Here is a 12317-nt window from a genome sequence, read left to right as displayed (position 1 = left end):
GTCAGGAGTATGATACTTCTGACTTGTTTTTTAAATTAATCACATACTTTGTACCTTGTTTAGAAGACGTAATAATTAACCCTAAATTCATCCGTTCACAGATACTATTGATAATACCGCTACCTGATTTTTGAGGAGGATTACTGTTAACAGTAAATCCAACACCATAATCTTCGATAATGAGCTGAGAGTTATTCAATTTAATTGAAATTTCACCTGTTTTAGAATGATGAGTAATATTTGAAAGGATATTATCAAATAAACGCTCATATAAAAGCGGGTCTCCATTCCAGATAATATTCTGAACAATATTTGTCATTATTGTGATTTGTTTTTTCTCAAGTAAGTATTGCCATTTATCTAAAGATTTATTTAAAAGCTGGCTAATATTTATATCATCCAGAAATAAATATTGGTTCTGTAAATCTACTTCTGTAGCCTCGCTCACCTTTTTAACAAGCTGACTTGTGTAATTGATCCTAGAGTATATATGCTCTATTTTTTCATCAGGGATGTGATAGTCGTCTGCAAGTTCATAAAGTTCAAGTGTAATAGCTGTCAAAGGTGTATTAATATCGTGCGATAGTTGCTGGATATGTTCGTTTTTTGTTTTTAAATTTGTATCAAGCAGCATTTCTTTATGTCTTAAGCGATCAATTAATTTATTGATAGTTTGAGCGAGTAAGTTGATTTCATCCTGGCTATTCTTTGATACTTCAATTTTATTTGGATAAATATCTTTGTAAATAATTTCTTCAAGTGTATTATCCAGCGCGGTGATTCTTTTGATTGTATTTTTGAAGAATTTAGCACCAATAATAACAAAAATGAAAAGTAATAAAAAATAAAATAAATAAAAGTTTACATATAAAAATGAACTGCTAAACTTTTTATCTACATTTAGCATTGAAAACAATGTGGTGTGTATAAACAGGAACATATAGTTAAGTAAGATAAAGCTGATAGGAATAAGCACAATACATACAGACATAACGAAGTAATATTTGCGAATAAGACTTTTATTCTTCATGTGACACCATCCTATAGCCAATTCCGTAAATTGTTTTAATTATTTTAGCATCATGATCCTGTAGTTTCGAACGTAGTCTCTTAATATATGTATTTAATAGATTATCGAATTTATCTTCATCAAACCAAATATAGTCAAATAACTGCTCTTTCGTTAGTACAGTGTTCAAATTACTGAATAAATAAAAGAAAAGCTTATGTTCAGTTTTGGTTAATTTAATAACCTCATCTGATGCGTCATATATAATGTGATTAACAGTATCTATTTTAAAATTATGGAATGTAGTAACATCGTCAATATAATGTTTATCTAATAAATTTTGAACTCTAGCTATAAGTTCTAGTGGATGAAAGGGTTTAGTGATGTAATCTTCACCGTTACTCAAACCTTGCAGTTTTGTGTCAATATCATTTCTGGCAGACATGAAGATAATAGGGATATTAGAGAACTTCCGAATGTCTTGCGTAATTGAAAGCCCATTATCATAAGGGAGCATAATATCCATTATGATTAAATGCATATCAACCAGTTGTTGAATAACATTTTCTCCGGTTTGATTAATGAATATATTTAAACCTTTTGATTCTAAAAGCCTCTTTAAACTATGAAGTATTATTGTATCATCTTCTATGATTAGCACATTAAACCCTTTCATTTCACTATCCCTCGCTACTTATTAATCAATACAAATCCGATTCCATAAAACACGATATATCCTAAGAACAATAAAAGAACTGGTAGATACTTTTTATTATTTTTAGTCCTATCTTTAGGTTTAACTTCATTGAGTAATGCAATGATAAAATTAAAGATATAAACGAACGCGATAACTATTGCTGCACCTAAACAAAGCATTGCAATGATAATAAACCCTACTCCAATATTATTTTCCATTAATATCTCCTCCTTTATGATAACAATATATAATCCAAATCTGAATAAATTATGAATTTCATATAAAAATCGCAATTGAAATAAAAAAAGTTAAATTTTTTTAAAATATATTGAAACGGAAAATCATATATTATTAAGAGATATCCGCAATGTTTAAAATTGAAGTGGAACTTTGATATTTTTTATTGAGCTAGGTCAACTAGAATCTATTGAGAGTGAATATCCTGAATATTTGTTAGCGTTAAATCAATTTAATAAGACAGCGAATTGCGAAAGTATACAGAAACTGAACGCACTGAATTGGATATTGGACAAATACATTAAAGGAGAGTGATGATATATTAAATTTAGAAAAAATATATACACACTTTAAATAGCACATGGAAATAGTTGATGAAGTTAATAAAATGAGGAAATAAATCCATAAGAAAATATAGTGCCCCCCCTAAAGTTGAACATTAAAATTCAGCTTTAGGGGTGTTTATTTTAATAATTGAAATATTTTCCTTGAATTAATATTCCATACAAATGACCATTATTTTATAATATTAATTAAATAAAATAAAAGGGGAATGGATAATGTTTAGTTTTAAGAGAATTATGACAGTAGTCATCGCTATCGCATTGTTAGGAATCCTTGGGATAATTTCAATTCCATATGTAAAAGGCGAGCGAGAAGTATTTAAGAGTGAGAAAGTAAATGAACAGAAATCTAAAACAAGTGAAACAAAGAAGGAAGAAAAATCAGCTGCTAGTAAATTAGAAGAAGCGCTCAAGAAGCAGGATGTTTATGCGTTTGATGCAAAGTATGTGGTGCAGCATGATGACTTGAAAGCTCTATACCCTGATATGTTACAAGCGCTTGTTAAAAATAATACGAATAAGGATATTCGTGATATACAGTATGGTTTTGTAGCGTGGGACAAGAACGGATTACCAATTAAGATTAAAGGAAGTATTGATTTCGGAAAGAGCTACTTACGTGGTGTGAACGGAGATGCTGTAAATATTCCTGCGAAAGGTGAGTTCGGGAAAGCACACGGGTTTGAGATTAAAGCGAACCTTGGGATCGATACCTTTAAACCGGTAGTCGTCAGCTATACAGACTTTGAAGGGAAGAAATGGGATAATCCAAGTTTAGATGAATTTATGAAAGTATATGAAGGTAAACGATTGAAAGATATTAAAGATGGTAAGAAGTACGTGTTCTATCGAAACGGAAAGACGAAACAACCAGAAAAGTCTGAAACAGCGACTTTACCGGAAGATTTAGACCAGAAGAAGCTTGATGAGATCAGTAAGAACATTGAAGAAAAAAGCAAAATCTCTAAAGAAGAATTAGAAGCATACTTAGCATACCTTAGACTTATGGGATTCATTGCATACCTTGATGCCTATGAAGCGCTGTACGGGATAGATGACATTTATGGTTATTACGAAGTAGAAGAAACAGATCCGAGTGACTACAATTTCGACGACTACGACTTTGAAGACTATGAGGAGGAAGATGTCGACAGTTCAGAAAGTGATACAGAAGAATGGACTGACACGGAAGAAGATTATGATACTGAGAGTGAAGAAGAGGACACGGATGAACCTGTGACGGAAGAATCAATTGAAGAATCGATTGAAGAAGAAACAATCGAAGACGAGACGATTGAAGAAGAATCAAGTGAAGAAGAACCAGAAGAGCCATCAGAGGAAACATATGATAGTGAAACGAGTGTTGAAGAAGATACAGTGGAGTAGAATGGAAATCACAGTCTTCAGAGACTACTATTTTTGATTTTACGAATAAAGTCAATCTATAAAAAATAATTGAGAAAATAAAAAACCTCACTGACACAGTGAGGTGTTGGTATGAGTACGACTTTAACGCTTTAAGCTTATTTTAACTTAACCATGATCTTTTAGGATGAAGTGAAACACGTGTTCTTCTATAATAACGATAATCAGAATACACTCATATTCCTCACACCTATTATTGGGATAGTTGGCACATTCTTCGGTTTCATGATAGAAAAAGGATAGCTAAGAGCATTTATTCTTTTATTAAATATTCTTGTTGCTTCCAGTACCGGGTTAGTGATATTTTTCGGTACATTAATATTTGGTCTATAGCAGAAAGGTGGAGCTCCATGAATTTGCGTTCAGGTTTATTAATTTTCTTTTTTATGATGTTCGTTCTATCAACTATCTATAACATTTATACAGAGATAATGAGTGACAATATCGCTGATTCATTAGGTGGCTTCTATAGCTTATCAGTGCCGATGCTGGCATTAGCATTTTATCCTGATTTAATAGATAAATCTTCTCGAAGTGTCCGAGTGTTTGTATATAGATTATTGATATTTGTTTACGCTGTTGTATTATTTAGTTTTATGATTAAATACCATGCATCGTGGTTCTTATTATTCTTTGAAGGTGTCATGGTTCTAGTGACGGGAGTATTAGTATATAGTACGTTCAGAAGGCTGATACAAATTGAGAAGTAATAAGACGCAGAGGACTGCGTCTTTTTACGTAGTATATGATTTCAAGTTTTACTGAATCAATTTTAATCATTTGAATGCGGCGCCAGCAACAGTTCATAGCGTTCAGCTATTTTTTCATAACCTTGTCGCTGATACATATCGCGTGCGGTATCGTTTCCATCTGCAATAAGGAATACTTGCTTGCCATGTGCCAAGTTATATACCGCTTCTTGCAGACGACTCCCGATACCACGTTTACGATACGTTTCAATCACGTAGAAGTCATCGATTTCTACCGTCTTGTCTTCTATAATCGCTTCTATCTTACCTGCAGGCATATTGTCTATGTATGCGACAATCTGTAGTATGTTATGCTTTAACAAATCACGTCTATGTGTCTCGTCTTTCAGCTTTACAAAGTCTTCTCCGTACTCGATTTCTCCTGTAGCACAGACCTTTAGGAAGTCATCGAATATTGGTCCGTCCTGTGTAACTACCTCGCAAATGACCTCATCGTTACGTCTTAACTGCTTCGGATGCTTTAGCTCATACAATTCCATCATCTCTAGGTTACAACCATGTGATTTCGCATAAGCGACAATTGATTCCGGAATCAATTCGTTGTCAGGAAAGATGAATAATAGATGCTGTTGATGATATTTCATATGAAAATCACGCTGATACGATAGATCTTCTTTAAATAATTCTAGCGTCGGCATCTCTTTATATTCGAAGTAGTTTGCGTAATACTTAATCAACTGGCTCGGCGTATGGTAGTGAATATAACGAGCGTTTTCTTCTAATATGTCCGCACTATTATGTGTCTCTTTAAATGATAGCATGTTATTACCTCGCTCTTTATTCTTTATTATACATGATTTTATATATACTATATATTTTACAGTAATTGTATTAAAATGGTATTAATATGATAAGAGAGGTGCTACATGGATAAAACGGATTTCAAGAGAACGTTTCAATATTTTATAAAGAATTTATTTAACTTTAAAGGGGAACTGCCGTTTCATCTGTATAAGAAGCTGATGACTATCCCGTTTATTCTTTCGCTTGTTATGATTGTCTTATTTTTTATCTACATATTCCAAGATTTTAGCTACCCCTATGACGATTATTCGATGGAAGAAGCAGCACGTCGTGAAGGCTTGGATCAGTTCAAGCGATTTAGTTTTTTCATAGGATTATTCTCCTTACTGTATTTATCATCTTTATCTACAGAGATAAAACGATTCAGATTTCTAAGGAAGTCACCAGCTGTGTATTTATTACTTGGATTCATAGGTTTACCTATAATCTATGCGTATAGTTATTATTCTAACGTTATTATGCATAGTACGAGTACCGTCGGCATATTACTCATCATTTTAATACCGTGGTTTGCGAACAATAAAAATAAACCGACCGACCGCGACAAATTGTATGAAGACTATGATTTTGAGGATATCGAAAAGTTGGAACAGTGAAGTTATATTAAAACATATAGAAAGGATGTCATGATATGACGAAGAAACTATGGCTAAATTATCTTATCTATGGAACCATTGTAGTGATGTTATTATGGTTATTGATTGATAGTGGCGTGCAGCAGGAACCGTTTATATTTACTTTTCTTATAGTAGTTTTAATTGGACCATTCTTTATCATTCCTCACGAAACAAGGCTCAGACAGTTACTTCATACAGATCGACTGGCAGGGTTAGAGCAACGTGTAGCACAGAAGAAGTATGAATATACAGTTCTGGCAGTAATGTTGATTATCTCTTTGTTATTGCATATGTATTACAAGATGAATGATATGGATACATCAGGGTTGTTCGGTTTTACGGTTGCTATTTTCGGTGCAGCAGTAGGTACGAACATGAGGCATATTGTTGATAGACAAGAGATAAAAGAAATAAAAGAGAAAGCCATGTTGAAGTGAATAAACTGCACCCCGAAAGTTAGATTTTAAACCGAACTTTCAGGGTGCAGTTTATTTGTATTAAGCCTTTTATTTCTTGGGTAATGACTTAATCTCATCACGCTTACCATTTAAAACATCGTTTAAATATTTACCGTATAACCCTTCATCATCGTTAGAAATTAAATGACCATAACCTTCTAGCACGATACGTTTTGTATCCCATCCCTGACTTCGATAGAAAGCCTCACTTTCCTTACTTTTCTTTAATGTATTAAAGCCTTTCGCGTATTTGTCAGTACCGTCATCATGTTCTCCTGCAATCCATGTTAATGGGAATGATTCCTGGATGACGTCACTTTTGGGTAATGTATCTGTAATACCTTCAGACTTCGGTGAGCCTCCACCACCAAATAATACGGCACCACCGCGTTGCACACCTGCTTTCTTCAAATCATGAAGCAACCAGTATGCCACTTCTTCAGAACCTCCCGAGAATGACCCGATCCATAAGTTGTCGTGATCTGGTAATGTGCGAATAAGCTCGACGAGATATTCATTATTCTGCTCCCCGTTTGTCCACCAAGTCTTGTCCTTACTTGGCGTCTTAGGTACAATGAGCGTTAATTGATGTGCTGCAGCTGCCTGTTTTATACCATGTGGTCCTTCCAGATAATACTTTGTATCAGGTTCATAAAATTCTGCTGCCCCGTCACCATGTAGCCAGAGCAACGTTCCTTTTGCGTGTTTTGCAGGGTAGATAAGATAGTTAATCTGCGTACCATCACTCGTAGTGAAGTGTTCAGGATTATTTGCTTTGTGGGTTACAACATGCGTCTTTTTATTCGTGATGATAATGAATAGAGTAATCAGAACGATTAAGCTGAAGCATATAATAATAAGTTTATTTCGTGATGTATTTGTCATAGCGCATCCTTTCGAACATTAATATGTATATATTATAAGTCTTTTAGGTGTTTAAGTTCGCCAGCTTCGTAGTTAATCGCATTACCATACTTTGCATGATAGTCCTGCATTATAATCGCCAGGTCATTTGCGTCCATACCTTTTGCATTTTGCGTCGTAATATTGATATCTTTGTATCCAATCTTATTATTCAGACGCATCGCTTTTTTTGACATCGCGTTTTGACTTTTAAGCAATTCATGAAAATTTTCAACTTCAATCGACACGAATAATTTCCCGCCCATAGTTGTCAATGCAATGTCTCTGACATCTGTCCATTTAATGAGCTGATCTTTCGTTGAGATTGCACTGGAATAATCATAGAAACCTTTGTTGTTCAGTATCACGAGGTCATGGCCATCAATAAGTAATTTAATATGATGGAAAGTAAAGAAACCGAATATTAATAAAATGAAAATACCAAATAAAATGGCGAACAATGTATTATATTCGATTCCTATGTATAGAAAAAAAGCGCCTAGTGCAGTAAGGCCGAGGGACATAAAGGTTACAAAAGCTTGTTTTACGATACTTTTTCTGACAATTAATTCATCCATGTTCTGCACCCTTTCCTATATTTGTGTATTATTATACCCTAATATTTGCAAATAAAACTTAAAAGGACATCTATATCAAATACCTGTCTGTCCTATGTTAAAATATACATATTATATTAAAGGGTAGAGGTAACTCATATGAAATCATTCTTTGAATACTACAAGCCGTATAAGGGTTTGTTTATGCTGGATTTTGGTTCAGCGGTATTTGTCGGCGTACTGGAGCTCATCTTTCCATTAATGACGAGTTTGTTTATTGATAAGCTGTTACCGTCGAAAGACTGGCCGAATATCGTGCTTGGTGCGGTCGGCTTGTTTTTAGTGTTCGGGTTTGTCACGATCCTTAAATTTATCGTGACTTACTGGGGGCATAAGCTCGGGACAAATATTGAACGTGATATCCGGAATGAACTGTATCAGCATATGCAGCGTCTGAACTTCGGATTCTTTGACCGTAATAAGACAGGAAAGCTCATGGGTCGGCTGACGAATGATCTGATGGATATCGGTGAACTTGCGCATCACGGTCCTGAAGAGGTGTTCGTTGCCGTGATGACGGTCATTGGTGCGCTGATTATTATGCTCACGATTGATGTAAAGCTTGCGTTAATCACGTTTTGTATCGTACCGCTCATCTTCGCTTTAACGTTATACTTTAACCGTAAGATGACGACGCAGTTCCGCAGATTGTTTGGCAATGTATCTGCGTTCAACGATGTCATCAGTGAGACAATCGGTGGCATTCGTCTAGTACAGGCATTCACGAATGAACGTTATGAGAACGAACGTTTTAAAGAGACGAATGAAGACTTTAGACGTACGAAATTAAAGGCGTATAACTACATGTCGTGGAACACATCGATTGGTTATATCTCACAGAAGTTTACATTGATCATTGTATTGATATTAGGCTGTTACTTCGTACTACAGAATATGATGAGCTATGGAGAGTTCGTTGCATTTATTATGATTACGGATATATTATTCAAGCCGTTACAGTCGATTAACCTGATCATCGAACTCTTCCCGAAAGGTATTGCTGGATTTAGCAACTTCAAGGAGATTATGGCGACAGAACCTGCTGTTAAGGATAGCGCTCATGCCGTAAGCTTCGAACAAGTACCGGAAGAGATTGTCTATGACCATGTGACGTTCAAGTACGGCGAACAGACGATTCTTGACGATCTATCGTTTTCAATTCAGCGCGGGGAACATATCGCACTTGTCGGACCGAGTGGTGGCGGCAAGACGACAATCTGTTCATTGCTGCCGAGGTTCTATGATCCATCGCACGGCAAGATTACTATGAATGGACAGAATATAAAGGACTATACGTTAGCATCTCTGCGTAAACAGATTGGTATCGTGCAGCAAGATGTATTTCTCTTTAGCGGCACATTAAAAGAGAATATCGCGTATGGGAATTTGGAAGCGACAGATGAGGAGATTATGTGGGCAGTAGAACAAGCCCAGCTGAAAGCGTTTGTTGATACGTTGCCAGAGGGTATAAACACGATTGTAGGAGAACGCGGTACGAAGTTATCAGGGGGGCAGAAGCAGCGTGTTTCTATTGCGCGTATGTTCTTGAAGAACCCGCCGATTATTATACTGGATGAGGCGACAAGTGCGCTTGACGTTGAAACAGAGAATCGTATACAGGCAGCATTTAAACGCTTATCAGAAGGGCGTACAACACTGACGATTGCCCACCGTCTGTCAACGATAAGAGATGTGGACCGAATTCTTTTTATAGAGAATGGGCGCATCGTTGAAAGTGGCAGTCACGACGACCTCATCGCACAGCAAGGTAAATATTATCGATTACAGCAGGCACAATATGCACAAGTCATGTCTTAAGCAAGAACCGACGAATCATTCGTCGGTTTTTTTGATAATAAAGATTAAATTGACACTTAATCCTATTTAGAAGTATCATGTAAATAATGGAAGAAAATACAAATGAAGTGTGGGATGGATGATGAAGAAAATATTGCTCGGTTTATTTATTGTGTTCTTAGCAATTGGCGCGATAAGGGATACGAAAGATTATGTGTTAGGTAACGACCTCACAGATCTAGAAGTGGAATCAGGGTTATATAGTGGACAATATTTAGATTATGAAGAGGCGTCAAGTGCAATGAGTGATGCAATGGGTGAGAAATTTAGCGTCAAAGCAAATCACGCAGATCGCACTTTCAAACTGCCGAACGGTCATTATTATTCATGGAAGATGATGGACGGAGATTATAAACGTTCACAATACTTATATACCGGATTTATCGAAAACATCTCAAAGGACACGACGGAACTGACATTTCCAGAGAATGAATTTAATCTGGTCAGTGTAAATGGAAAGTTCGAACAAAAAACATGGGATATCAAGAGTAAGGCTGGAGTGCATCATTTTCAGTCAGGTGCATTCAGTAAAGCGACAAAACTTGAAGATCGCATCATGACAAATGACGATGAATCAGAAGGGGTTACTGTAGCAACAGAGCTGAAAGATGGCGTTATTCAGATGAACGAAAAGGGTATATGGCTCAATAAAGCGAACAATAAGGTTGGTATGAATGAACCGATGAAAGCATTCGATACAGAAGAGGCAGCAGTAAGTGCTGCTACGCAGGAAGTATTCGGTAAGGCAGTCGGCGTAATTAAATCTAAGAATATGAACTTCCATATCTATCAGAATAAAGTAGATGCATTTAATGAATATACCGTCATACCTGTACGTCTGAAAGAGCAACAATATTATGCAGGTCAGTATGAACGCTTTACATTTATAGCAGATACAGTGGTTGATACTCACACAGAAGAAGCGGTGGAAGGGATAACTTATAAACTTCACTTCCAGCATGATGTAGACAAACTGAAGCAATATAAGAAACAGTTGAAAGATGGCCATATGTACATTGGTGTAGAAGTAAGAGGTGAAGATTATGGAAAATAATATGTCGATTAAAGATGCATTTATAGCATTCTGGACGAAAGGATTCACATTCACAGGACGCGCACGCCGCAGAGAAGTCTGGCTGAATATACTTGCGAACATCATTATTGGATTGATTCTTACAATCGTAGTCTTGTTGCTTGAGATAATGACTGGCGGACGTTATCATGTGATGGATCATTACGGATTTGTAGCAGGTACGATATTTCCATATATCACTACTATACCAACGATGGCACAGGCAAGCCGCCGATTACATGATATTAATATGAGCGGTAAAATTGCAATCGTCATCACAGTATTATCAGCAATCTTAAGTTTTATCACAGAACAAATGACAGGCACGTTTCCGGTAAACTTAGATACAATATCATTACCAATTATATTAATTACGCTATTCACAGTTCTTGGAGGATTGTTCTTATTTATCATCAATTTCATTAAAGGTAATGAAGGCGATAATAAGTATGGCAAAGACCCGAAACGCATGTAGAAGATGCACCCAACTCCATGCAGTTGGGTGTTTTTTATGTTAATAGTATATTATTTATTGATAAACGATAAATAATTATTGAATTTCATAAATAGTAATGGTAATATGTAAGTGAACAAAAATAGAAGTAAGAGGTGTCGATTATGAATGAAAATAGTGTGGGTCGTTTTAAAGGATTGTTAAAGGTGATGGATATCATTTATCTCATTGGTATCGTGCTGGCAGCCATAGGAACTGTTGTCTTAGCTGGACTCACGATACTTATTTCTACTTTATCAGAAGAAACTTTAAACAAGTTCCTACAAGCAGATAACTCCAAAATAATGCTGAGTATTGGCGGTGTGGATTATGAGTTCACTAAAAGTTTTATAGGAGAGCAACTCGCAGTTAATAAAGGCCTTCTGATTAGTTTATTGATTATTGCAATATTAAATGCTGTTATATTCTTATTGATGATGTGGTTTGCAAGAAAATTAATCCATGCGTTTAGTAAGAATGAAGTATTTAGTAATCGTAATGGCAAATTTATTGAGACAATCGCGATACTGTTTATATTCGTAGGGCATTCATATAAAATGATGGTTACACTGATCAGTGTATTTATTGATAAATCACTGAACTTATCTCATTATTTAATAGATACAGATGTCATCAATAAAGTGAGTTATAATTTATTTAATTTAGATTGGAATGTTATATTAATTGCAGTGACAATCTGGTTTATCGGAAGAGCGTTCAGATACGGGGCCTACCTTCAAGGTGAATATGATGCAACAGTTTAGGAAGTGACGATATGATAATAGTGAGATTGGATAGAGTGATGGCAGATCGTAAAGTGAAGTTAAATGAACTATCCGAGATGGTAGATGTGAGCGTTGCAAATCTATCGAACTTAAAGACCGGAAAGGTGAAAGCCGTGCGTTTCTCTACGCTTGAAGCTATATGTAAAGCGCTAGATTGTCAACCGGGAGATTTGTTTGAGTATGTGGAAAATGATTCAGGTAAATAATTTATAAAAGACTATATCGCAAG

The 12317-nt window shown here is 35.6% G+C and carries 15 protein-coding genes; 9 read left to right on the top strand and 6 right to left on the bottom strand.

Going from position 1 to position 12317, the window contains the following annotated elements; translation table 11 throughout:
* Nucleotide 1: 1 nt before the first annotated feature.
* The 3 genes from KYI10_09615 to KYI10_09605 are packed head-to-tail and all read right to left on the bottom strand — an operon-like array spanning nt 2 to nt 1924.
* Nucleotides 2-1030 carry a HAMP domain-containing sensor histidine kinase gene (locus tag KYI10_09615; GenBank protein QYA32588.1) on the bottom strand — a complete coding sequence of 343 codons (1029 nt, stop codon included), beginning with the start codon at nt 1028-1030 and terminating at the stop codon, nt 2-4.
* Nucleotides 1020-1685: a response regulator transcription factor gene (locus tag KYI10_09610; GenBank protein QYA32587.1), complete on the bottom strand. Its 666-nt coding sequence runs from the start codon at nt 1683-1685 to the stop codon at nt 1020-1022. The genes KYI10_09615 and KYI10_09610 overlap by 11 nt, the downstream gene beginning before the upstream one ends.
* Nucleotides 1686-1699: 14 nt before the next feature.
* Nucleotides 1700-1924 (bottom strand): hypothetical protein, encoded by a 225-nt coding sequence (locus KYI10_09605; protein QYA32586.1) that lies wholly within the window; start codon nt 1922-1924, stop codon nt 1700-1702.
* Nucleotides 1925-2503: 579 nt separating this feature from the next.
* Between KYI10_09605 and KYI10_09600 the strand changes: the two genes are divergently transcribed.
* Nucleotides 2504-3673 (top strand): DUF5780 domain-containing protein, encoded by a 1170-nt coding sequence (locus KYI10_09600; GenBank protein ID QYA32585.1) that lies wholly within the window; start codon nt 2504-2506, stop codon nt 3671-3673.
* Nucleotides 3674-4062: 389 nt separating this feature from the next.
* On the top strand, nt 4063-4422 hold the full coding sequence (locus KYI10_09595; protein ID QYA32584.1) for a hypothetical protein: 360 nt from the start codon (nt 4063-4065) through the stop codon (nt 4420-4422).
* A gap of 62 nt (nt 4423-4484) precedes the next feature.
* Here KYI10_09595 and KYI10_09590 read toward each other — a convergent pair whose 3' ends face one another.
* Nucleotides 4485-5243 (bottom strand): GNAT family N-acetyltransferase, encoded by a 759-nt coding sequence (locus KYI10_09590; GenBank protein QYA32583.1) that lies wholly within the window; start codon nt 5241-5243, stop codon nt 4485-4487.
* Between the two features lie 105 nt (nt 5244-5348).
* Between KYI10_09590 and KYI10_09585 the strand changes: the two genes are divergently transcribed.
* A complete protein-coding gene (locus KYI10_09585) occupies nt 5349-5882 on the top strand; it encodes a hypothetical protein (GenBank protein ID QYA32582.1) in 534 nt (177 codons plus the stop codon).
* A 35-nt stretch (nt 5883-5917) separates the two neighbouring features.
* On the top strand, nt 5918-6340 hold the full coding sequence (locus KYI10_09580; GenBank protein ID QYA32581.1) for a hypothetical protein: 423 nt from the start codon (nt 5918-5920) through the stop codon (nt 6338-6340).
* Between the two features lie 69 nt (nt 6341-6409).
* Here KYI10_09580 and KYI10_09575 read toward each other — a convergent pair whose 3' ends face one another.
* Complete coding sequence (locus KYI10_09575) at nt 6410-7246, bottom strand: hypothetical protein (GenBank protein ID QYA32580.1); 837 nt, start codon at nt 7244-7246, stop codon at nt 6410-6412.
* 32 nt (nt 7247-7278) lie between these two features.
* A complete protein-coding gene (locus KYI10_09570) occupies nt 7279-7842 on the bottom strand; it encodes an STM3941 family protein (GenBank protein QYA32579.1) in 564 nt (187 codons plus the stop codon).
* 138 nt (nt 7843-7980) lie between these two features.
* Here KYI10_09570 and KYI10_09565 point away from each other — a divergent pair, with 138 nt between their 5' ends.
* From KYI10_09565 to KYI10_09545, 5 genes are all read left to right on the top strand, one after another.
* Nucleotides 7981-9699 carry an ABC transporter ATP-binding protein gene (locus tag KYI10_09565; GenBank protein ID QYA32578.1) on the top strand — a complete coding sequence of 573 codons (1719 nt, stop codon included), beginning with the start codon at nt 7981-7983 and terminating at the stop codon, nt 9697-9699.
* Nucleotides 9700-9817: 118 nt separating this feature from the next.
* Nucleotides 9818-10792: a hypothetical protein gene (locus tag KYI10_09560; GenBank protein QYA32577.1), complete on the top strand. Its 975-nt coding sequence runs from the start codon at nt 9818-9820 to the stop codon at nt 10790-10792.
* Nucleotides 10782-11285 (top strand): DUF805 domain-containing protein, encoded by a 504-nt coding sequence (locus KYI10_09555; GenBank protein QYA32576.1) that lies wholly within the window; start codon nt 10782-10784, stop codon nt 11283-11285. The genes KYI10_09560 and KYI10_09555 overlap by 11 nt, the downstream gene beginning before the upstream one ends.
* Nucleotides 11286-11428: 143 nt before the next feature.
* Nucleotides 11429-12067 (top strand): DUF2975 domain-containing protein, encoded by a 639-nt coding sequence (locus KYI10_09550; protein QYA32575.1) that lies wholly within the window; start codon nt 11429-11431, stop codon nt 12065-12067.
* Nucleotides 12068-12078: 11 nt separating this feature from the next.
* Entirely contained in the window at nt 12079-12294 is a 216-nt protein-coding gene (locus KYI10_09545; GenBank protein ID QYA32574.1) for a helix-turn-helix transcriptional regulator, read from the top strand.
* Nucleotides 12295-12317: the final 23 nt, after the last annotated feature.

It is taken from the genome of Macrococcus sp. 19Msa1099, from assembly GCA_019357535.2.
Taxonomy (GTDB): domain Bacteria; phylum Bacillota; class Bacilli; order Staphylococcales; family Staphylococcaceae; genus Macrococcoides; species Macrococcoides psychrotolerans.
Note: the sequence above shows the minus strand (reverse complement) of the source record. Positions and strands in the feature narration are given on the sequence as shown.